The organism is Collinsella sp. TM06-3 (assembly GCF_003436395.1).
Lineage (GTDB): Bacteria > Actinomycetota > Coriobacteriia > Coriobacteriales > Coriobacteriaceae > Collinsella.
This window is the reverse complement of sequence record NZ_QSPG01000008.1, coordinates 73491-94913: the sequence shown is the minus strand read 5'-3', so window position 1 is coordinate 94913 and position 21423 is coordinate 73491. Positions and strand designations below refer to the sequence as shown.

The 21423-nt window shown below is 54.9% G+C and carries 19 protein-coding genes; 14 read left to right on the top strand and 5 right to left on the bottom strand.

Translation table 11 applies throughout. The annotated features are described in order from the left end of the window. Positions 1–136 precede the first annotated feature (136 nt). Both DXD56_RS05225 and DXD56_RS05220 read left to right on the top strand, forming a co-directional pair. Positions 137–424: a PTS sugar transporter subunit IIB gene (locus tag DXD56_RS05225; RefSeq protein ID WP_117640417.1), complete on the top strand. Its 288-nt coding sequence runs from the start codon at positions 137–139 to the stop codon at positions 422–424. Between the two features lie 11 nt (positions 425–435). After that, the gene (locus tag DXD56_RS05220; RefSeq protein ID WP_117640416.1) at positions 436–810 is read left to right on the top strand and encodes a VOC family protein; all 375 of its coding nucleotides are present in this window, start codon (positions 436–438) and stop codon (positions 808–810) included. A gap of 299 nt (positions 811–1109) precedes the next feature. Here DXD56_RS05220 and DXD56_RS05215 read toward each other — a convergent pair whose 3' ends face one another. Genes DXD56_RS05215 through DXD56_RS05205 form a run of 3 tightly spaced genes read right to left on the bottom strand, consistent with a single transcriptional unit; the run spans position 1110 to position 3735 of the window. After that, positions 1110–2405 carry a cell wall metabolism sensor histidine kinase WalK gene (locus DXD56_RS05215; protein WP_117640415.1) on the bottom strand — a complete coding sequence of 432 codons (1296 nt, stop codon included), beginning with the start codon at positions 2403–2405 and terminating at the stop codon, positions 1110–1112. Then, a complete protein-coding gene (locus DXD56_RS05210; RefSeq protein WP_117640414.1) occupies positions 2389–3174 on the bottom strand; it encodes a response regulator transcription factor in 786 nt (261 codons plus the stop codon). Before DXD56_RS05210 ends, DXD56_RS05215 begins: the two co-directional genes overlap by 17 nt. Before the next feature lie 18 nt (positions 3175–3192). Then, on the bottom strand, positions 3193–3735 hold the full coding sequence (locus tag DXD56_RS05205; RefSeq protein ID WP_117640413.1) for a DUF4342 domain-containing protein: 543 nt from the start codon (positions 3733–3735) through the stop codon (positions 3193–3195). Between the two features lie 499 nt (positions 3736–4234). Between DXD56_RS05205 and DXD56_RS05200 the strand changes: the two genes are divergently transcribed. After that, positions 4235–4909: a type IV toxin-antitoxin system AbiEi family antitoxin domain-containing protein gene (locus DXD56_RS05200; RefSeq protein WP_199408775.1), complete on the top strand. Its 675-nt coding sequence runs from the start codon at positions 4235–4237 to the stop codon at positions 4907–4909. 18 nt (positions 4910–4927) lie between these two features. Next, positions 4928–5815 (top strand): nucleotidyl transferase AbiEii/AbiGii toxin family protein, encoded by an 888-nt coding sequence (locus DXD56_RS05195; protein ID WP_089573599.1) that lies wholly within the window; start codon positions 4928–4930, stop codon positions 5813–5815. A 69-nt stretch (positions 5816–5884) separates the two neighbouring features. Here DXD56_RS05195 and DXD56_RS05190 read toward each other — a convergent pair whose 3' ends face one another. After that, positions 5885–7324: a hypothetical protein gene (locus tag DXD56_RS05190; protein ID WP_089573574.1), complete on the bottom strand. Its 1440-nt coding sequence runs from the start codon at positions 7322–7324 to the stop codon at positions 5885–5887. Between the two features lie 288 nt (positions 7325–7612). Between DXD56_RS05190 and DXD56_RS05185 the strand changes: the two genes are divergently transcribed. The 9 genes from DXD56_RS05185 (at position 7613) to DXD56_RS05145 (ending at position 18594) form a co-directional block, all read left to right on the top strand. Continuing rightward, entirely contained in the window at positions 7613–8530 is a 918-nt protein-coding gene (locus tag DXD56_RS05185; RefSeq protein WP_117637101.1) for a hypothetical protein, read from the top strand. A gap of 37 nt (positions 8531–8567) precedes the next feature. Beyond that, positions 8568–10052, top strand: a complete 1485-nt coding sequence (locus DXD56_RS05180) for a VirD4-like conjugal transfer protein, CD1115 family (protein ID WP_158549339.1) — start codon at positions 8568–8570, stop codon at positions 10050–10052. Between the two features lie 115 nt (positions 10053–10167). After that, on the top strand, positions 10168–10770 hold the full coding sequence (locus tag DXD56_RS05175) for a ClpP family protease (RefSeq protein WP_117637099.1): 603 nt from the start codon (positions 10168–10170) through the stop codon (positions 10768–10770). Between the two features lie 74 nt (positions 10771–10844). Further along, the gene (locus DXD56_RS05170) at positions 10845–11678 is read left to right on the top strand and encodes a hypothetical protein (protein WP_117640411.1); all 834 of its coding nucleotides are present in this window, start codon (positions 10845–10847) and stop codon (positions 11676–11678) included. A gap of 87 nt (positions 11679–11765) precedes the next feature. After that, positions 11766–12245 carry a hypothetical protein gene (locus DXD56_RS05165; protein ID WP_117640410.1) on the top strand — a complete coding sequence of 160 codons (480 nt, stop codon included), beginning with the start codon at positions 11766–11768 and terminating at the stop codon, positions 12243–12245. Between the two features lie 65 nt (positions 12246–12310). Then, positions 12311–13003, top strand: a complete 693-nt coding sequence (locus DXD56_RS05160) for an SAM-dependent DNA methyltransferase (protein ID WP_233524938.1) — start codon at positions 12311–12313, stop codon at positions 13001–13003. Continuing rightward, entirely contained in the window at positions 13000–14544 is a 1545-nt protein-coding gene (locus DXD56_RS05155; RefSeq protein WP_117640408.1) for an Eco57I restriction-modification methylase domain-containing protein, read from the top strand. The genes DXD56_RS05160 and DXD56_RS05155 overlap by 4 nt, the downstream gene beginning before the upstream one ends. 2 nt (positions 14545–14546) lie before the next feature. Beyond that, positions 14547–17684: a DEAD/DEAH box helicase gene (locus DXD56_RS05150; RefSeq protein ID WP_117640407.1), complete on the top strand. Its 3138-nt coding sequence runs from the start codon at positions 14547–14549 to the stop codon at positions 17682–17684. A gap of 40 nt (positions 17685–17724) precedes the next feature. Next, a complete protein-coding gene (locus tag DXD56_RS05145; RefSeq protein ID WP_117640406.1) occupies positions 17725–18594 on the top strand; it encodes a hypothetical protein in 870 nt (289 codons plus the stop codon). A 140-nt stretch (positions 18595–18734) separates the two neighbouring features. On the opposite strand, the gene DXD56_RS05140 is transcribed toward DXD56_RS05145, so the two are convergent. Further along, positions 18735–20960: a hypothetical protein gene (locus tag DXD56_RS05140; RefSeq protein WP_147325182.1), complete on the bottom strand. Its 2226-nt coding sequence runs from the start codon at positions 20958–20960 to the stop codon at positions 18735–18737. Between the two features lie 62 nt (positions 20961–21022). Here DXD56_RS05140 and DXD56_RS05135 point away from each other — a divergent pair, with 62 nt between their 5' ends. Then, a complete protein-coding gene (locus DXD56_RS05135; RefSeq protein WP_117640404.1) occupies positions 21023–21364 on the top strand; it encodes a hypothetical protein in 342 nt (113 codons plus the stop codon). Positions 21365–21423: the final 59 nt, after the last annotated feature.

Sequence of the window (21423 nt, the reverse complement as noted above, 5' to 3'; positions counted from 1 at the left end):
GAATGTGGGAGGTGTTCGGATAAAGTCGATAATCAAGGGCGCGCAAGCAAACTGGCATAAAAGCTCATCGAGGCCGAGTGCCATCGCTCGCTGCGGTACACTTACCTAAAGTAAACCATGAAGGGAGACATTACCTATGAAGAAAATCGTTTTGGCTTGCGGTGCTGGCGCTGCTACTTCCACGCTCGTTGCCCAGAAGGTCGCCACCCTGCTCGACGCCAACGGTTACGCCGACAAGTATGAGATCGTGCAGTGCGCCATCTCCGAGGCCAAGGACGCTTGCGACGAGGGCGCCGACCTGCTGATCGCCACCACCGTTGCCCCCGAGGGCCTCACCTGCCCGTACGTGAGCGGCGTGCCCTTCATGACCGGCATGAACCGCGTTGCCGCCGAGAAGGCCGTTCTTGACGTCATGGCTCAGTAGGCGCTGCCTGCATGAGTGAGCAGAACGCCAATCCGGTAGAGCTCTTTGGTATGCGCGTTGCCCATGTGGGCATTAACGCTGCCGACCCGGCAGACGCCTTGGAGATCGCGGAGCTGTTCTCGACGATGATGGGCCTGCCCGTTATCGAGACCCCGGTTTCGTACTTTAACGATTCGCTGGTCGAGGTTATGAAGCAGAACGGTCGTGGCACCAAGGGCCACATTGGCTTTGCCGTCAACGACATCGATGCGGCCGAGAAGTGGTTTGCCGAGCGCGGGCTCGAGGTCAACGAGGAGTCGCGCGCGCTGCTGCCCGACGGTAGCACCAAGCTCGTGTACTTTAAGCGCGAGTTCGCCGGCTTCGCCGTGCACCTGTGCCGCGAGTAGCGCACGAGCTGCTTTAGTTAGCAAAAAGGGATAGGGCCGTATGGCCTTATCCCTTTATTTATGCCGAGGGATCGACTTTTGCAACGGTCAAAAAACCGAAGTCTAATACTTTTCCGAGAAGTGAACGAGACAAATCAGCCCCCCCCGAAGCATCGACACTTTAAGGGCATCGTTTCCTGCAGTTTCGATGCTGGAATCCTGCGATTTTGCGGCCGAAAAATGCGGATGCTTCGGGGGTCCGAATATGGTCGTTCACTTCTCGGGAAAAGTATTAGACCTCGATCCACGAGGGGGCATCCCTACCGTGGCAGGCGAATCGTAAAGCGGCTGCCGACCCCTTCGACCGAGGTCACACCGATGACACCGCCATGGCTATCGACGATCCACTTGGCAATGGCAAGCCCCAGACCCGAGCCCTGCGCGCCGGCATCGCGCGCGTTGTCGGCGCGGTAGAACCGCTCGAACGCGTGAGCTGCGGATTCCTGGTTCATGCCGATACCCTCGTCCTCAACGCTTATGTCGATCGTGCCCATGCCCGCATCCGGCGCTACGCCAAACGAGATGGGCGTTCCCGCATCCGAGTACTTGGCGGCATTCTGCACGATCACGCGAAGAGCCTGCTTTACAAGCGCCACATCGACGGACGCATCGCAGCGCGAGTCGCTGACAAGCGCAGCGTCAAAGGCCAGTCGATACGTGTGCCCGGCATCGATCATCTGTGATTCTTCGCAAACCTCGCCGACCAGTGCAGCCAGGTTGGTATTCGCGCGCCGCAGCACGGTGCGACCGGCATCGCCGCGTGCCAAAAACAGCAGCTGTTCCACGAGCTCCTGCATATGCTCGCTTTCGGCTTTGAGCGAGGTGATGGATTCTGCCAGCACGTCCGGGTCGTCTTTGCCCCAGCGGTCGAGCATGTTCACGTAGCCCTGAATCACCGCGATGGGCGTGCGCAGCTCGTGGCTCGCATCGTTGACAAAGCGCATCTGCTGCAGCTTGGCCTCTTGCATCTGGCGCAGCAGGCGGTTGAGTGCGACCTCGATGCTTGCCAGGTCGGCGTCGCCGGTGGTGACGCTCGGCGAGTCGACGCTTGCGCGCTCGATGGCCTGTTCCAGCGTTTCCATCTTGCCGCCGGAGAGCTGCATACGGCCGAGCTCGTCCACGCGCAAGGCAAGGTCGTTGAGCGGCGCCATGGTGCGGCGCACGCGGCGGGCGCCGCCGAGCATGTTGAGCACGCTGATGACCTGCCAACCCATAACGACAAGGTAGAGAGGCCATAGCGCGACGAGGTCCTGCGCGAGGGGGAAGGTCTTGGTGGTACGCGCAAACTCGACGGTATAGGTGAGCGTTGTCAGGTCCCAGCCGCGTGCGGGCGTCAGCGACATGCCGTGAACGGTGGCGCCGGGAATCCAGCCTGCGGTAAACGCGCTGTCGGGCAGCGTCTGGTTGTATCCATAGACGAGGATCGCCGCCGCAATCACCATCAGCAACAGATCGAGCCAGACGTAGCTCATCAAGCGGCGCCACATATAGCCCCAGTTGATGGCGCGGGCGATGGAGGTGACGCGCTTGGCCTCGGCGTTATGCGCGGCAGACATAGCCCACCCCGCGCACGGTCTGGATGATGCGGGCGCCGCCAGCGTCTTCGATCTTGGCGCGCAAATGTGCGATGTGCACATCGACGTTGTTGGTATCGCCCACGTAGTCGTAGCCTAGCGCCTCATGCGCGATGCGCTCGCGCGTGAGCACGGTGCCGGCGTGCGCCATAAGCAGGGCGAGGACGTCGAACTCGCGGGCCGTGAGCGCGATGGGCGAGCCGCCGACCGTGACTTCGCGGCGGTCGGGGTCGAGCGCAACCGATCCCACGGTGAGTGTGGCAGGGGAGGGCGAGGCAGGGGTCTGGGCCATGTCACTGGCCGGGGGCATCGCGGTGGCCTTCTCGCCCGCGACGCCCGCCATGCCCGCTCCGGCGCCGACGCCAGCTACGCCCGAAGCCGCCCGCATGGCCTCCGAGCGCTTCAACGCCACGCGGATCCGTGCGAACAGCTCCTCAATCGCAAACGGCTTGGTCAGGTAATCGTCGGCGCCGGCATCGAGCCCAGCCACCTTGTCCATCACGGCATCGCGCGCGGTGACCATAATCACCGGCACATCCTTGTGCTTGCGGATGCGCCGCAGCACTTCCATACCGTTGAGCTGCGGCAACAGTACGTCGAGCAGAATCAGATCGTAGTCGCGCTCCAGCGCCAGGTCCACGGCGGTGCGGCCGTCGGCGGCGTGCTCTACCTGGTAACCCTCGTGCTCCAGCTCGAGCGTCACAAAGCGGGCGATTTTCTCCTCGTCCTCTACAATCAGGATTCGTGCCATACGTGCCCCCGTCTGCGATTACTTGTCGTCGTTGAGATTTTGCTTGATGTCGTCTGCGGCGTCGGCGGCGTGATCCATCAGGTTATTGATGCTGCCGGGTACATCACCGTCGCTGTCGATGCGGTAGCGCATGCCAAAGAACAGGCCAATCAGCATCAGCCATATCGTGGCGCCCCAGGCAAACAGCGCGACGATGGGGATCAGGATGGGAATGTTGAGGATGATCGCATCGCGGCGCGTGGCGATAAACTTGGTGTCCAGACTCAGGCGGAAGAGCTTTTTGAGGTACTCCCACACGCTGTCCATCTTCTTGGAGAAGTCGGTCTTTTCGCTCGACTTTTCGTAAGCGACCTGCGCGGCGACCATCTCGGCAGAGGGCTCATCGACTGGCGCGGACTCGGTGGCGGCATGCGCCGACGTGGTCTGGGTCTTGCCCTGCGACTCGAGCCAAATGATGGCATCCAAAACGTTGCCGTCGGCAGCGTCGAGCGCCGCCTTGGCATCGGTGTAACTCACGTTGCACTTGGTGCGGATGGTTTCAACTTTTTCGAGGTCGTCCATGACCTGTCCTTTCGTTCGATGGGCGCGACGCCGGGCAATTTGCTCGGGCGCGAGCGTTGCGTTCGGCGGTTTGCGTTGCGCCGCCCCGCCCTTGGTCGAACTCTATAGTGCAGGTTATAGATTAAGCGATTCTTGAGCCAAGATTAATGTTGGATGAGTTTTTGGGTGGTGCGGAGGCGGGCAGGGGCAGAAAAGGCAGGTTTTGCGTGGCGTGAAGGAGGGGCGGTCTGATCTTTGGGATAGCTGATAGCGAGGTCTAATACTTTTCCGAGAAGTGAATGAGTGAAAACGGACCCCCGAAGCATCGACACTTTAGAGGTGCCGCTTCCTGCGGTTTCAATGCTGAAATCCCACGATTTTGCCGCCGAAAAATGCGGATGTTTCAGGGGTCCAAAAACAGCCGTTCACTTCGCGGAAAAGTATTAGACCTCAATAGCGGGGGATGGGGTGCCGGTGCAAAACGGCGTCAGAAATGGGGTAAACAAGGCAAACGGATCTAATGGATCAAAAATCACGTTGCAAAAGTATGAAAATATCCTACAATTGCAGCATGAAGTACTTTAGCAACATAGCGGCGATAAGCGAGCTTTCCGAGAGCGAGGGCGTGTTCACCACAGCCCAGGCGGCTCGCATGGACATCTCTCGAGATGCGCTGGCGCACTCATGCCGCGCAGGGCGTCTTGAACGGATATGCCACGGCGCCTACCGGATGTCTGGAACGCAGCGCCGAGACACCGACGAACTCAACGCCTTTTGGAAGCTCACCAATCCCTCCCTTTGCGCGTGGGAGAGAAAACGTCAGTGGGATGGCATCGCCGTGAGCGGTACGACAGCGGCGAACCTGCAGCAAATGGGCGATTTCTATCTGTCCCCCTACAGGATGACCGCGCCCATGCGTATCAATACAAGAAACGAATCCCTTTCTTTTGTAAAGCGCGAGATTGCTGAGCGGGACATCGTTTGGCTCGACGGCCTGCCGGTAACTAAACCCGAGCGCACGCTTGTCGATCTTTGCCTCGATTGCGAGGATCCCTCATTAATTATCGATGCCTATCACGACGCGCTTGGACGTGGACTCGATATACAACGGCTGAAGGATCTTGTAGAGGAGAACTCTAAAACCGCCAAACGACGCGAGCTGATGGCGCCTTTGCTGATGGTACTGAACGGGTAATGCGAAACGGAGGACATGGTGAAGTACAAAACGCCTGCCGCATTGGAGATGGCTGTTAGGAATGCCGCAAGAGAATCACCAATGGATACTAATCGGGCAATCGTCGGTTTCTACTTTCATCGCTTCCTATGTCGCGTTTTTTCAGAAGATGACGGCAGCTTTGTGCTCAAGGGCGGTCAAAGCGTCCTGGCGCGAACACTCGATGCACGTGTCACAAGAGATATTGACTTGGTTGCTCAAGAGGAGAGTCTCGAAGAGGCTATTGTCGATCTGGTGCAGGCTGCTTCGATTGATCTGGAGGATTTCGTTTCGTTCGTCTTTGATCGTGCAGAGCAAATCAAAGAAGAAGATGAGTATCGGTGCGGTGCGAAGGTGTGGTTCACCCCCTTTATGGGAACCAAGAAGCTACAGCCAATTTCAATTGACTTGGTAATTGATGAAGTGCGGGGACTTGAGCCTGAGGTTCTTGCGCCGATCGATCGTCTGAATATCGAGGGGCTCCCAGTCTGCGACTATCGAGTATGCCGAGTGGAGAGTGCCCTTGCAGATAAATTGCTCGCAATGATAGAGATGCATGAGGGCCGTGCTTCATCGCGAATCAAGGATATAGTCGACATCTTGGTGTACGCGAAAACTTGCTTCGTCGATGGGGCTACGCTTGTCGAGAGGGTCGAGAAAGAAGCGTCTGCCCGCAAAGTGGCAATGCCGGAAGAGTTCGTGGCGCCTCTCTGGTGGAAACAAAATGGTTCTGCACAGTACGTAAAGATGGCGAGGCAGGCGGGGGTACTTGATCTCGCGGGGAACATTGCTGGGGCAGAAGAGGTCGTCAATCGGTTGTATACACCGTGCTTTAATCATTCGGCGAATGTGTGCAAATGGAATCCTCAGACCACGGGATGGGAATAGGCTAGATAGTTAAGCCGGCGGCAGAATTAGTTCCTGTCGCCGGCTTAAGACGTTTCTACTGCCTATGCGCTATTCGCAGGTCTGGTCGACCACCTGGGTGACGGCCTTTTTTGCGCCTTCGAGGTCGCGCTGGGCTTGGGCGACAGTGGCCTCGGCTTGTTTCTTTGTCCTTACGACCTCGGCAAAGCGGTTGATGGATTCGCTATACTCGCGTGTGCGCGGGTCGAGCGCCGGCGGGACTTCGATCTCAAACAGGTCGCTAGGACGGATGGCGCGGATGCTGGCTGCTTCAGTTAATGCTTGAATCAGCTGCGCCCCGTGGCCTTCGGTAAGGTATCCAACAATTATCTCCGAAAACACTACGCGCTCATCTTCGGTCATCGTTTGGAATGACGGGCGAATGACGGTGGTGTTATGCGAAGCAACCAGATGCTGCTTAGCGTCATCGGAGCTGACGACGAGCAGGTTGGACGCGCCGTAGCGACCCAGCATGCGCGGCATGACGATATCTCCAGCGCGGAGCTCATAACGATCGAGAACGCTGGGGTCCACCTTTACGAATTTAGAATCCGAGCTATTTTGATTATCTGAAGCATCTACGGGCAGAAGATTGCCGTCCTGAAAATCTTGAGATGAGATTCGGCGCACCTCGACTGCGTCAATGTCGTTCGATGTCGTGCTCTCGCGGGGCATGAATGGCGCGACTCGCGTAAAAGAGTCACCGAGTGTGGCGCTGTAGTTTCGGGTGATGGCGATGAGGCTGATTTTGCCTTTTGAGAGAGCGGCGTGGTGTTGGAGCAGCTCGCGCGTGGCAAAAGTGGACGTTTCGATTGGCGTCGATCTTGGCGTATTGGTATCAATGCGGGCCCAGTCAGGAGAGATAGAAAAGGTGATATCAGAGTAATACGATGTTTTAGTCACATATTGAAAACGCGGTCCGGGCTCAATTGCGCTGCGAAATGCAACGCTGCGATTTCCTGAAGACAGTATGAGGAGCGCGCTTGTCATGTAGGGCCTGGGCTCGGAAAGTGGCAAATAAACGACGCTCTCGATGAGCCCTTCGCGTATCAAAATCGTGCGTGCTTGTTCAGCTTTATCAAGTAAATCGGCGGGAAGTACCACGGCTGCTCGAGTGCGGCCCGAAAGGGCGAGAGCATACAGGCACCAAATAAAAGGACCCCAGTCGCAAAAATCAAGGTAGCCAGGCTCCAAATAATCGATGAGCGCGGCACTGTCTTTTTCGATATCGTGCTTATTTGCGCGGTAGTAGTTTGATGCATCGACAAACACCGGCGCTGCATCATCATCGCTTGCATTCTGCTTTCCGGGTTCAAGCTCACAAATATCGGGCACGCCGTTACCGTTTAGGGTAAAGCACTTAGCGAGATCTTCGGCATCCACAGCGCCAGGCAGACGGACAGTGAGCAGGCGACTGCCTTGTTCCAGGTTAAGCGCGCGCGAGAGGGCGGCGGCGGTGAGGCGTGGCAATGATGATGTAGTTTCACGCATGTATAGAGCCCTTTCTTCTCAGTGGGTTTATATTAGCAGAAAAATATTAAAATTTCTAATGACGAGAACAGCACGCTGTGCTATCCTCGAAGCAATCCAAAGCCAACTCAATAGCAATTGCTTGATACATTCGCTTTGTAGCCTTTAGGCAAACTAAGCAATCGAGCAGGATGATTTCACTTATGAAACTACAGGTTAGATCAATAATCATCGTTCTAGCGTCAGAACATTCTAGAACTTAGAACAGACTTACATCAACCACCTGAAACCGGATAGAAAGAAGCATTCATGAAGAAACGGGACAGTATTTACGAGGCATTCCTCAGTGCGATCGACGAGGATCTCCGCGGTATGTGCGAAGTGAACAGGAAGGCAGAGCTGCCACTTCCGTGTCCGTACTGCGGCGAGAAGAACGTCGAGCGCCTGGCTAAATCGCTCGTTGGCGTGCTGGAAGAGCGCTCGCCCGATATTCCCGGGCTGGTGCCCGAGCAGTATCGAGCCGATGTACACGAGGCCCGCGAGCTTTTGACTGCTGCGACGCTCGCTTTGCTTTCGCTGTATTTTTCCCCGCGCGATAGCTGCATGGGCAGCGTGGCAGCCGTGGTGAGCATGTTTAGGCATGGATGTAATGCGGCTTTTAAGTCAGCTGGCGTTCTCTTGTTTGAGCAGGTTACGACAGGGATGAAGTACAACGTCAAGAAGGATGCCTATATTCCGTCCCCATTCGTGCGCCATATCGATAGCAAAAAGCCTTACGACCGGCTGCACCGCGATGGATCGCGTGGCTTTACGGCGGATGAAGATGATGCCGTCATGTTTTATAAGCGCTACCTCAAGGTGCAACGACGCGTGTTCGATACGAGTCCGCGTTTCAACTTTGAGTTATGCGTCAAACGCCCGTTTGAGGCACTTTTGGACGAACGACACACTTTTTATTACATGGAGGAAAAGATGGAAATCGATTTGGCAACTAAGGTACGGGGGCTTCAGGACCGCTACCTCCTCAACTGCGCTCGGGCCAAGGGATACGACCTGCTCGACAAGCTGATGATTAATGCATTGCTTGCGTATCTGCGCGACGGGACGGTTTCAACTGCTGCTCGCGAGAGTTATCTGGCGCAGGCCGAGCGCCTGATCGGCCACGCGACCAAGTCGTCGCGCTCGGCACAGCTCAATGAGGACGACGGTGTCGATCGCATTGCTTAACAACCACCAACGTCACGGACAAGAAAGGAGCCACGCCATGTCAGTCATCAAGATGTACGGCTACGAGGCCGCGCAGCAAACGGAGTATCAGACCAAGAAGTGGGCGACTAAGGAGGAGATGCAGGCGCTGTCATCCGGCGATGAGCAGCGCGATGTGATCTTGGCGCAAGGTGCCACGGTGGCTTTCTACGAGGGCGACAAGCACTGGGAGACAAGCGTGTCCAACAATGTTTTTGCCTTTGGCGGTACTGGTAGCGGCAAAACAGCGAGTTTCGTTTTGCCCAACCTGCTCAACCACCACGAGTGCTGCTATGTGGTCACAGACACCAAGGGCGAGTTACTGCGCCGCACGGGAAAAGGCTTTGAAGAGGACGGCTACGAGGTAACGGTTCTCGACACCATCAATCCCGAGCGGTCGTCCGGGTACGATCCCCTGCGCTACGTGATGGATGTCGAGGATATCCCCACCACGGTGGCGGCAATCATGGAGGGGATCGATCCTGACAGGCGCAGCTTTAGGAACGACCCGTTTTGGGACAACGCGAACGACCTGCTGCTTCGAGCGATTGTTGGAATCCTGTTCCTCCTGGAGTGCCTTGCTGGCACATTTGCGCCAGGCGGGGATCCTGAGGCTCCGCGCCGCTACCTTAAGATGAACAACGTCTTTAAACTGGCTGCGCTCATCAAGGTTACGGGAGATGGTGAGGGGCGATTCCCGTTGGACTACCTTGTAGAAGAGGTAGAGTCCAGGGAGTTTCTCGATAAGTATGGTGCGGAGAACGCTGATCTGTATGGCGTTGAGCAGTATCGCGATTTTCGAGGTGCGGCAGATAGGACGCTTAAGAGTATTCTGATCACGCTCAATGCAACTATCTCGCGGCTTAAGACGCCTCAGCTCATGCGCGTTTTTGAGAATGACGAGATGCGTCTTGATCGTATTGACGAGGGCAAGCGCGTGATCGATCTTAAAGTGAGCGACAACGATTCGGCTAATGCATGGCTTGCGAACGTTGCCCTTAAGCAGCTGTTTAACCTTGCCCAGCGCCGTGCCGATGCCAGCCCCAGCGGCCATTTGCAGCGTCGCGTGCAGTTTGTGCTCGATGAGTTTCCCAATGTGGGACGCATCCCCGATTTTGAGCGCAGCATTGCGACCGTGCGCAGTCGCGGCATTAGCTTTTTGATGTGTGCGCAATCGCTGAGCCAGCTCGATGTCGTGTACGGCAAATCAACGGCGCTTACCATCCTCGATAACTGCGATAGCTTGGTCTATATGGGTGGCGGCAGCAACATCGCGACGCAGAACTACATAAGCGAACTGTGTGGCGAGTCGGTTTTGGGCACCAAGTACGTGGGCGCCGAGCGCACTGCCGTAGATGTGCGCGGTTGCGTGATGACCCCAGGCGAGGTTGGGCTTATGCCTCGCACCGATTGCCTGGTCAAGGTGACCGGCATGCGTCCCTTCCGCGCCAAGAAGTACTTTTGCGACGACCATCCCAATGCAGCTAAGTGGCTAAGGGATTAGTCCCTGCAGCTTTGTGTATCCCATCTTGCATATTTTGTCGCACGGCTTCCGTTAGCCGTAAGCCGTGCGGTCCAGTTTTTGCCTCCTTACCGATTCCGTTTAGAAGGGAATTGCCATGTCCGTTATGTATCGTGAGCCCAGCATCATCAAGAAGTCCAAGGACGGCCGCGTTGCCGCCGTCGATATGGCAAGCGAGCTGCTTAACAGCCGCGTGCTGCTGCTGGAGGGCGAGGTCAACGATGTGACCTGCAACGGCCTTATTAAGTCCATGCTGGTGCTGGAACATCAAAGCGCGGCCGAGCCCATCACCCTCATCATCAATAGCCCGGGCGGCAGCGTTACGGCGGGGCTGGCGCTCATCGACACCATGCAGTCGCTCGATTGCCCCGTGATCACGGTGGGTGAGGGCGTCGTGGCCTCGATGGCCGCGGTGATCTTGGCCTGCGGCGACCACCGCCAGGTGTACCGCCACACGCAGGTGCTCATTCACCAGCTAATGGGCGGCACGGGCATGGCGCAGCAGACCGATATCGAGATTGTGGCCCAGCATGCGGCAGCCATGCGTGCCGAGCTGGACGAGCTACTGGCCGAGCACGGCAACCTGAGCGCTCAGGAGTTCCATGAGCTCACCGAGCGCGACTGCTGGTGTAACGCCAAACGCGCCCTAGAACTGGGCCTGGTGGACGAAGTGATTGCGCCCAGCAAGAAAGCGCTCTAGTGGGGCGCATGCCTTACAAGCACGTTAAACAGGGCGAATGAGCACGTAGTTGAACAGCCAGAAAGAGGTTGAACATGAGCAGGATTTGGGATGTCGACGGTATTGAGTGGGAAGATCTGCCCACCGTGAGCGACCTGCTGTGCGCTGCGGACACAAAGATCCTGGCACGCGAGGTTGCCCTGCGATACGGCGGCAAGCCGGGCGGCTGCGGCCGCGGCGATAGCGATCGCGGCCTAAAGCGCGCCCGCCGCAAGCTCAAAAAGCTGCGCAAGATTGATCCCGAGCCCAGCGACAAGATCGTCCTGTTGCCCAAGCACGTCATCAATCGCCGTGGTGCAGGTCGCAGCTTTGGCCATTACGATGTGAGCCCGTGCGCCTTTACGCGCGACGGCGTGCAAAGGCTAGGGGAAGATGCGCTTGTCGATGTGTATTCGTGGGAGTTGCTCCCGCTGGGCGAGGAGTCCGCGAGCGTTATGTTGGGCTATCGCGTATGGCTCGGCGGCGAGTGGGACCTATGCGAGCGCTACCGCTTTTTGGCTGCGGTATGCGCGAGCGTGCTGAATTGCATCCGGGAGGAAAAGGAGCTGCGCAGGTATCTTGAACAGGGCGGTGCTGCTCCCGATATGGACGAGGACGATACGGTTGAGGGCATCCGCAGCGACGTGCTATATCCCGAGGAAGTGTTCAACGCAAAGCTTGGCGGCTATTGGGACGAGAGCCTGGGACTCGACCTGCCCTGGAAAAACGAGCATCGGCAGACCTGCGTGCGAATCGACAGAGCTATCGATGACCTGTTTGCCGATGAAACGAAGCGTTGCGCTGCGGCGCTTGGGAAAAAGCTTGAGCGCGGATATGAGGAGCGCGGTGAGCAACCGGACGAGGATTTGCTGAACGGGATGTCCTTGTGAATGGTTGCTTGCAGTCCGATAAAAATCTGTCCGGACGAAATGATAGAACGATAGCGTAAATGGCACCCGTACTTTAAGGAGTTAACAATGGAAATCGCCTATAAGGAACTGTTTCGTGTAAACCGTCCTATCTGTGGTCCTGGACCAGGAGGTTTCTTCATTAAAAGATTCAAGGAAAGCGGCTACAGTGAGGCTGAATTAATCGATCTAATTACGGAGATGGACTTTTCTCCGGATGGACGAGGCACGAACATTGGTCTGTACAAGAAATGCGGGATAGTTAAGTGGGCGGTTGAAAAGACATGTTATACGGATTGGAGCCCCACCGTCATTGGCTTGGTCTTAACAGTTGCAACCGGCTTTAAGGTCTTTGGATGGGCTAATCAAAAAGCAATACCCTTTTTCGGTAACTTGAATGCATCTCTGTTTCCGGCGGCTGTTCTAGTTGGCTTACTGGTGTATTCAGTCGCTAGGTTTCAATTTGAGCTAAAGAAGACAAGGCTGCTGTGTGCCCTGGATCATATTGAGACTATTGAGGAGGCAAGGCAGGATTGTAAGGCTAAGTAAGTTCGCGAACATGCGAGAATGGTGACCGTACCATTGAGGGAAATTGTATGCTAGGGGCCGCGGTCGTGGATAAACAGATTAAATCAAGAGAGCGTGTCGTCGACCATGGTGAGGTATTCACCAACGAACGCGAGGTTAATGCAATGCTCGACATGGTAGAGGGTGAGTGCGAGCGCATCGATTCCCGGTTCTTGGAGCCGGCCTGTGGCGATGGTAACTTTCTTGCTGAAGTTCTGCGCCGCAAGCTTGAGGTCGTGAAAAGGCGCTACGGCAGTTCATCTATTGACTACGAACGACATGCGTTTGTGGCGGTTTCCTCTCTCTACGGCGTGGATCTCCTGTCTGACAACGCTGCAGCCTGTCGCAAGCGTCTTTTTGAGCAGTTCATCGGAGAATATGCCAAGGTGGCGAAAGGTCGCGTCAACGCCGCATTCTTAGATACAATCCGCACTGTGATTGATATGAACATCCTTTGCGGTAATGCTCTCTCGATGCGTCTTGTGGACGAGAGTCAGGAAGATACCGACGAGCCAATCATCTTCTCTGAGTGGTCTTTGGCGATGGGGGATAGGGTCAAGCGCCGCGATTTTCGCCTTGACGAACTTCTTGAGGGGCAGCGGCAGCAAATGAGCCTTTTTGGTTCTTCTGGCTCTCCTTCGTCGGAATGGGAATACGACGAAAGCGTTAAGGCATACATTCCTCTGCCGATTCGGGAATATCCTTTGACGAGCATTTATCAGATAGGAGCTGCAGCATGAGTGGATTATACGACACAACGTACAATCCTGACGTCTTGTCATGCCTCGCGAATCTATCGAGCGATGAGGTTTTTACCCCGCCCGAGATGGCCAACCAAATGCTAGATATGCTTCCGAAGAAAATCTGGTCGGATCCGGAAGCCACCTTCCTTGATCCATCCTGCAAATCCGGCGTCTTTCTTCGTGAAATAACCAAGCGCCTCATCGAGGGGCTGCAGGATGATTATCCCGTTCTCGATGAGCGCCTTGAGCATATTCTCAAGAAGCAAGTCTACGGTGTCGCACTTACAGAGCTGACGGGCTTGTTGTCTCGTCGCAGTGCATATTGTTCCAAATATGCTAACAGTCGCTATTCAGTGGTGGAATTTGATAGCTCTGACGGGAATATCAGGTACGGACGTTGCGAACACAAATGGCTTAATGGCAGGTGTCGGTATTGTGGTGCCTCGGAGAAAGAGTACAAACGCGATGCCGAACTTGAAACCCATGCGTATGAATTCATCCATCAAGATAATCCAGGGGAACTGTTTCCTATGAAATTCGACGTAGTAATTGGCAATCCTCCTTATCAGTTAAGCGATGGCGGCAATGGCGCCAGTGCGATGCCGATTTACCATAAGTTTGTCCAGCAGGGCATGAAACTAAGCCCCCGCTATTTAACGATGATCATTCCCGCGAGGTGGTATGCCGGCGGCAGAGGATTAGATTCGTTTAGAGCTGAGATGTTGCATGACGACCGCATCAGGGAGCTCCATGATTATGTGAATGCGTCAGATTGCTTTCCCGGTGTCGAGATTAAAGGCGGTGTCTGTTATTTCCTTTGGGATCGAGACCATAGGGGGCTTTGTCGTGTCTACTCGCATGACGGTAACGACGTCTCGATGGATGAGAGGCCATTACTGGAGGACGGGATGGAAACCTTCATTAGGAGTTCAAAACAGATATCCATTTTAAAGAAGATACGCAGCATGCAGGAAAAGCCGCTTTCGGAAGAATTAAACGCGGGCCGTTACTTTGGGTTCCACACTCGCGCCCTATGGAACGGTACCGACGGTTCTCTCCAGACCGCTGACGGATCTTCGTCATATCCAGTTAAAAAGAACAAGACGGGCGCGTTCGCGACTAAGGTGTATATCGCGCATGGCGAGTGCTGGATTGAACAGAAGAATGTCACGCGAAACGCCGGCGATGTCCAAAAGTACAAGGTTCTTATTCCGCGAGCCGGCAATCCCGGTGGCACAATTCTCGGAAAGCCGAAACTTGCTGAACCGGGGTCATGCAGTTCGAACACATATAACGTTTTTGTTCTTGGTGCATCTGCTTCTGAGGCAAATAACTTAATTCAGTATCTGAAGACGCGTTTCGTTCGATATCTTGTTGCAACCAGGACGGCCACGCAGGATATGGCTCCGAAGGCGTTTGAATTCGTTCCGGTCCAAGACTGGAGCCATGCTTGGACTGATGAAGAACTATTTGAAAAGTATGGGCTAGACGAGTCTGAGATAGACGATGTGTGCAGCTCGATTCCCGGAATGGAATAGCTATGCCTACGCAAGATTTCTTCCCTCAGCGCCCTGACGCCCATCCGGCCATCTATGCCTATTCCGATACTGATCCCAACCACAAAGGAATCCTGAAGGTCGGCTATACGGCCAAGGACGTTGAGCAACGCGTACGTGAGCAGTTTCCCGTACTGCAACCTGAGAAAAAGCCATACAAAATCGAGTTTGCCGAGTCCGCGATGCGCGACGACGGCACTTTTTTCCTAGATCATCCCGTCCATGACTGGCTCGAGGCCCACGGCTGCGAAAACATCAATGGCGAGTGGTATCGCTGCACGCCCGACCAAGTGCGTGCCGGCTGGATCGCCGTGCGCGACCGCACCGAGAACGACGAGGCGCGCGACCAGGACTTCAGCATGCGACCTGAGCAGGCCGAGGCCGTGCGTCGCACGCGTGAGTACTTCGAGTCTGTGACCGCCGAGGGTTCGCAACGCACGCCCAAGTTCCTCTGGAACGCCAAGATGCGTTTTGGCAAAACCTTCGCCACATATGAGTTGGCGAAGTCGATGGGCATGAGGCGCGTCCTCGTGCTCACGTTCAAGCCCGCTGTGCAGAGTGCCTGGCAGGAGGACCTAAACCGCCATGTCGACTTCGAGGGCTGGCAGTTCGTCAGTCGCGGCGGCAAGCAATATGAGGACTGCGATCCCCAGCGCCCGATCGTCTGCTTTGGCTCGTTCCAAGACTATCTCGGTCGAGATTCCAACGGAAATATCAAGGCCCGGCACGAGTGGGTGCGCCTAGAAGACTGGGACCTCGTGGTGTTCGACGAGTACCATTTCGGAGCATGGCGGGAAACGGCCAAGAAGCTCTTTGACTCGATCGACGAGGACGAGGAGAAGGCCGTCCATGAGGAGGTCAAGGTCACTGGCAACGAGCAGGACGAGACGTGGCTGCCGATCGTCACCAAGTACTTCCTGTTCCTATCCGGAACCCCGTTCCGCGCACTCAACAGCGGCGAGTTTATCGAGGAGCAGATCTTCAACTGGACTTACTCTGACGAGCAGGAGGCCAAGGCTAACTGGAACCCCGCCGACGGTGATAACCCGTACGCATCGCTCCCGCGCATGGTCATGCTCACCTACCAGATGCCGGAGGAGATCAAGCGCATCGCGCTGAACACCGAGACGAACCAGTTCGACCTCAACGTGTTCTTCTCCGCAGAGGGGGAGGGCGAGGACGCCCAGTTCAAGTTCAAGGACCACGTCCAGATGTGGCTCGACCTCATGCGCGGCCAGCACATGCCGGCCACAAAGGACGAGCTGAAGCTGGGCGAGAAGCCGGCCATGCCGTTCTCCGATATCCGCCTGCTCAACGTCCTGGGGCACACCCTGTGGTTCCTGCCGAACGTCGCGAGCTGCTACGCCATGGCCAACCTCCTCAAGGAACGCCAGAACACCTTCTATCATGACTTCAAGATCAACGTCTGCGCCGGTGCCGCCGCCGGCATCGGCCTGGACGCCCTGCCGCCCGTGCAGCGCTCGATGCGCGAACCGCTGGAGTCCCGCACGATCACGCTCTCATGCGGCAAGCTGACGACCGGCGTCACGGTGAAACCGTGGACGGGCGTGTTCATGCTCTCCAACGTCAAGAGCGCCGAGACCTATTTCCAGACCGCGTTCCGCGTGCAGTCGCCGTGGACGGTCAAGGACGACGACGGGCGCACCCAGATCATCAAGAACGAGTGCTACGTATTCGATTTCGCGCTCGACCGCGCCCTCACGATGGTCTCCGATTACTCGACGCAGCTCGCCACCGACCCCAAGAAGGGTCCGGAGCAGAAGGTCGACGAGTTCGTCAAGTTCCTGCCGGTGCTCGCCTATGACGGCAGCAGGATGAAGGAGATCAGCGCCGCCGAGGTATTGGACATCGCCATGGCCGGAACGTCGGCGACGCTCCTCGCGAAGCGCTGGGAGTCCGCGCTGCTGGTCAACGTCGACAACGACACCCTGCGCCGCCTGCTCGCAAACGACGAGGCTATTAACGCCCTCATGAACATCGAGGGCTTCCGCAGCCTCAACGATGACATCAAGACGATCATCAACAAGTCCGAGGCCGTCAAGAAGGTCAAGAAGGAGAAGGGGGAGAGTCTTACCCCGAAAGAGAAGAAGGAGCTCACCGAGGAGGAGAAGGAGTTCAAGAGCAAGCGCAAGGAAATCCAGACCAAGCTGATCAAGTTCGCGACCCGAATCCCCGTCTTCATGTACCTCACGGACTACCGCGAGGAGACGCTGCACGACGTAATCACCCAGCTCGAACCTGGGCTGTTCAAGAAGGTCACCGGCCTGTCCGTCGATGACTTCAACCTCCTCGTCGGTCTGGGCGTCTTCAATGCACCCCTGATGAATGACGCGGTCTACAAGTTCCGACGCTACGAGGACGCGAGCCTTGTCTACACCGGTGTCAACAAGCACGCCGGCGAGCGCGTCGGCCTGTACGACACGACGCTTTCCGAGTACGACTACCTCGCCGCGAAACAGCAGGAGTCGATGATCGCGCCGGACGGCTCTGCCATCGACCTCACCAGCGCCGAACCCGTCACGCGCCCCGTCGAGCAAATTGGGAAATTTCCTGTCGTCCAAAAGGTTGCTCAACAAAAAGTTGTACAGCAAACGGAGAAACCGAAAGCATCGGCGGAGCCTGTGTCGACCACTGTGTCGACCAAAACGGATTGGGTCGCGGACGTCCTCACCAACCGCGGTATCGAATTCGTCGACAAGCGCGAGAAGTCCGGTGCCTTATGGGCACTCGGCGGCGTCGAGCTCGCTCCGGCGATGGGGACGTTGCGCGACCGCGGCGCCGACTTCACGTTCAAGCCGAGCGGCGGCAAGGCAACCAAGTTCAAGGAGGCCTGGTATCTCACCGGGTATCCCGATGAACTGAACGATGACGTTGCCGAAGAAACTCCGGCGATCGACTACAGCAAGGTCGTTCCGGGCTATCGCGTTATTCACAAGGGCCTCGGCGGGGGAACGGTCAAGCGGATCAATGGCGGCTTGATCTCAGTTGCGTTCGATGACTCCCCGAATCGTCAACGTGCATTTACGTTTCCTGGTGCATTTGAGCAGGGGCTTTTATCTCATGCGGCGATGGCCGAATCAGACGGCCCGATTTGTCTTTAGATAGATATATCACTGTTAACTCGCTGAAGGAGCTTTTGGGATGGATGAAAGAACAACTCGTGGGCTAGCGTTTAAGCGGCGTGATAGCGAAGGTAATGTTACTGCCTTTCGCAATACAATAACTTCTAAATTAGGAATGACTGACTTGCAGGGGCTGTTGATTGGCAAGAGCGGGGAGTTTACTGAAGCGGTTGAGGCCTTTGAAGTCGAGGGGTTCGCACGCGATGCTTTGCTAAAAATACTCCTGCCAGCATCAGATTTAACGCGTAAAGTCAGGCTTGCAAATGCGATCGGTGTTCCATTTTCGGTTTGGATTCATGGAACGGACGACAAAGGGATTATTCGAGCCATTCAACTGGATGTGGACGAAGAGCGTTTGGGCGGTGTAAAGGTGGTTACAGAACGCCTGTGCACAGAAGATAGATTTATAGAATGGTGGGCTGAAAAAAAGAAAACGCCTCAGACAAAAAGATTTAGAAAACAGTATATTCAGAACAGTTATTTTGACAAACTGCTTGAGAGCCATGGCATGGTGTGGGGCGGCAATATCGATGGAGCTATATTCGCGCCGGACGGCAGTGTTGAGGCGATTGTCGAAATAAGATGTACGGAGAAAAATCCAATCGAGACTTATGATCCATCTCGTTATTACAAGGAGGATACGTTTACATGGCAACCCGTTCTTAAGTTGTCGAGAGATTTGGACATTCCGTGTGTATTGCTGACATTTAAAAAGGAATATAAGGATGGGGAGACGGGGGTTCTCGGGATTGCAGGCGTTCTCGGCAATGACGATAACGGACTTAAATACCTAGACGCTAAGCCTCCTTGCAATAACTTAGTTCATTCAGCTGACGAGGTTCGAAGGTTTGTGCTGGATATGAAGATGGCCCACGCGCAACTAAAGTAACCTTGATTGGGCACGGGCCAAGGTGAACTCCGGAATGGACGAGCTTCTACGATTCTCGGACTAGTAAGTTTGGTTGCCTCGCGGTGCCCTGCGGTTCGCTCCGGCGTCACATTCCCTTATCCTCTGTGCTAAAAGATCGTCTACCGGCTACTGTCTGGGTTCATGTTTAAATTAAATCGGGGATTCGTTGTAGTCGTCTGCCTCTCCTTTGTTAATGGCGTTGCGTCCGAGGAGCGATCATTTCTGTCGGATAGGCAATCCCAGTAACCGGATAAACCGGGGATGGGGAGATGCTCAATTGTTCTCGCGCTCTTCTTTCTGGTCTTGTCAGCCTCTAGCTCTAATGAGATGACGGAGGCAACCAGATCGAATTTAGAGATTGACCATCCGTTATCCGATTTGCGACAGTGACCCGCATTCTTTTTTGCGAGTTTGTCCAAGAGCTCTGGAAGGGTGCCTAGTTGTGCTGACTGGGTCGTGATGTCGACGATTACACTGCCATCCTCTAGCGAACCGTTCCAAATAACGGGATGAGGATAACCGCACGCTTCAGGCGTTTGAGTGCTAGGTTGGTTTTTGGGCCGATTGATTGCCTTGAGCCACTCTTCGTAAAGTGCTTTCGGCACGAGAGGGGACCGTTGATAATAAGGTCCAAGGGTGTGGTCAACGGCATTGGCTAGTTCTTGAAAATATAGCTGTCGCTTTTTGTTAGTAGCCATCGGGTTGTGCCCGTCTTTCCCGCTGACAGTATCTGCTTTGCGTCTTAAATTGACGGCAGTTGCATGGGGCGGCTTTTTACCAAGCTTGAGTTTTGTATTACTTGCGGGATTGCAGTACATGCCCGTTTCGTTGTCGTATCTAGAACAATACTTGCTATTGTTGCCAGCTGGGAAAAAGGGTTTGTTGCATGTGCTGCATTTTGTCGGAAGTGCCCCGGATCGCAGGGCTTCGCATAGTAGATGCGCATAGAAAACCGAGAATGATTCCGGAAGAAAAGAATGAATCAATGAGTGGGAGCGGTCTATCAAGTGCTGGAAATGGAGGGCTTCTTGCATTGCGTCGCTGTCGTTGATGTTGACAACAAGGTACTTTCCGTCATTTACGATAAACCGCATGATGCCGATTGTGTTTTCGCCGTTCCTCGATAACTCCACCTTGTTGTAGAGCCTGTTCTGAATCAGGTTGAGTGCCAGAGAGTTGAGGCTATTGAGGTCCTGGACCATTGGGCCGGCGATTGCATGTTTCGTGCATTTTGAGGACGTTAGTTCCCCAAAACGGCGAATTTGATTAGCGACATCCAGGATGGATTCTCCGGTAGAAAGCAGCTTCGCGAATAATGAAACGTAGCTGCTGAGGTCATCCCGATAAGAAGGTTCGTTTATCTTCTTGGATAAGCTAAGACAATCAATGATGATGTCGCCAAGAACGGCTACTGCCAACTCATGGATATCGATGGCTAGTTGGTTATCAACTAATTGAACGTGGAAGTGCGTCTTATAAAACTCCCTTTTAGTTTCTGGCGTTTTAAGCGCCAGCGGGTGGTGGACAATTGAGTGCTCGCCTCCGCGAGCGAGCTCGGGCCTTCTATTTAGGTCAAAGACCATTTCAATGTAACTGGCCAGATTAGGTGCAACGGAATCGTCGGCATCGTTACTGCTTAGTAACTCAAGAGCCGGAATAGTAACTCTCGCGATGTTCCCACACTCTATTGCCCAAAGAGAGAAAACCTTCGAGGGCAAATAGGCATCGGGTATTTCATCAAGATAAACTGAATCGATGCACAATGAGCAAGCATTGAAGAAGAGCTGGTAGATACCGTCCGAATAGCCGCCGCTTATTGCGGAATCAAGCGCTTGTTTGACTGCCTCCGCGAGCTCATGCGTTATATCTGCCTTTTCGATACGGCATTTGTCGAGGTCATCGCCTGCGTCAATTATTCTCGAACAAAGCGGAGGAAAACACGTGGCACCTTTTTTATTATCTGAGCCTTCGAGATATTGAGCTTCTAGAATGTGCTGTATTCGCCGTAGCGAATTAAAGATACGGTGTGGAACGGGCACTGAATGGGCGTTACGATATTCGGCATACCAAGAGGACATTTCGTTAAAGAACTTCTCAAGATCAATTCTTAGGAATTCGTTTAACAGCTCTTTTGCAGACCAATGCTGTTCGAATTCCGCTCCTTCACATTCTTGATCCTTATCGGGTTTTGCGTTTGTCAGTTGTTTGCAACAGAGATGCAAAGAGGTATCTCTGTCAAACCGAATGAAGCTAGCCCTAACACGCCAGGTCAGAGCTATTAAATTGGCACCTTGCATATTTCTTAAACCAGCACAACTTTCAAAATCAAATATACTTTGTGCCATTGTGCCACTTTGCCGTGTTCAATAGGAGTCGAGCAAGAAAGAAGTCCAAAGGAGGACGGAAAATGTTCGACGGCACCCTGTTTGAACTGGTTAATTCCACCAAGCGCGATGAGCTTGAAGATATCGTTTGCGAAGTTATGACCATCTGTGATGAGCTGAAGGTGGGTCTTTCTGAGGAGCGCGGGCTCGGCTTCTTTGAAGACTGTGCCCGTCAAAGCGCCTATGAGCTCATGCTCGACAATTGTCGTGACGAGCTTGCTCGTCTGGGCTTTGAGCTCGAGTGGGGCGTTGAGGACTATCCGGTGGTCTCGCCGGTCCGTTCGGTTTCGCTTGCGCGGATCTCAGCGCATGACGCCGTTGGCGTCGAGTATTCGAGTCGTAATGACCTCGATATAGCTTGTTAGTCTTTCTTTCTTCGTAGGCGGTCAAGCCGACCTGCTGTTTTATCGGGACTTCTAAGCAG

Bases quoted from the DNA above. Each gene is read 5' to 3' on its own strand.
- DXD56_RS05145 (WP_117640406.1), top strand. From the start codon at position 17,725: ATGGATGAAAGAACAACTCGTGGGCTAGCGTTTAAGCGGCGTGATAGC.
- DXD56_RS05150 (WP_117640407.1), top strand. From the start codon at position 14,547: ATGCCTACGCAAGATTTCTTCCCTCAGCGCCCTGACGCCCATCCGGCC.
- DXD56_RS05165 (WP_117640410.1), top strand. From the start codon at position 11,766: ATGGAAATCGCCTATAAGGAACTGTTTCGTGTAAACCGTCCTATCTGT.
- DXD56_RS05215 (WP_117640415.1), bottom strand. From the start codon at position 2,405: ATGTCTGCCGCGCATAACGCCGAGGCCAAGCGCGTCACCTCCATCGCC.
- DXD56_RS05190 (WP_089573574.1), bottom strand. From the start codon at position 7,324: ATGCGTGAAACTACATCATCATTGCCACGCCTCACCGCCGCCGCCCTC.
- DXD56_RS05170 (WP_117640411.1), top strand. From the start codon at position 10,845: ATGAGCAGGATTTGGGATGTCGACGGTATTGAGTGGGAAGATCTGCCC.
- DXD56_RS05210 (WP_117640414.1), bottom strand. From the start codon at position 3,174: ATGGCACGAATCCTGATTGTAGAGGACGAGGAGAAAATCGCCCGCTTT.
- DXD56_RS05135 (WP_117640404.1), top strand. From the start codon at position 21,023: ATGTTCGACGGCACCCTGTTTGAACTGGTTAATTCCACCAAGCGCGAT.
- DXD56_RS05205 (WP_117640413.1), bottom strand. From the start codon at position 3,735: ATGGACGACCTCGAAAAAGTTGAAACCATCCGCACCAAGTGCAACGTG.
- DXD56_RS05175 (WP_117637099.1), top strand. From the start codon at position 10,168: ATGTCCGTTATGTATCGTGAGCCCAGCATCATCAAGAAGTCCAAGGAC.
- DXD56_RS05140 (WP_147325182.1), bottom strand. From the start codon at position 20,960: ATGGCACAAAGTATATTTGATTTTGAAAGTTGTGCTGGTTTAAGAAAT.
- DXD56_RS05155 (WP_117640408.1), top strand. From the start codon at position 13,000: ATGAGTGGATTATACGACACAACGTACAATCCTGACGTCTTGTCATGC.
- DXD56_RS05225 (WP_117640417.1), top strand. From the start codon at position 137: ATGAAGAAAATCGTTTTGGCTTGCGGTGCTGGCGCTGCTACTTCCACG.
- DXD56_RS05180 (WP_158549339.1), top strand. From the start codon at position 8,568: ATGTCAGTCATCAAGATGTACGGCTACGAGGCCGCGCAGCAAACGGAG.
- DXD56_RS05220 (WP_117640416.1), top strand. From the start codon at position 436: ATGAGTGAGCAGAACGCCAATCCGGTAGAGCTCTTTGGTATGCGCGTT.
- DXD56_RS05200 (WP_199408775.1), top strand. From the start codon at position 4,235: ATGGATCAAAAATCACGTTGCAAAAGTATGAAAATATCCTACAATTGC.
- DXD56_RS05185 (WP_117637101.1), top strand. From the start codon at position 7,613: ATGAAGAAACGGGACAGTATTTACGAGGCATTCCTCAGTGCGATCGAC.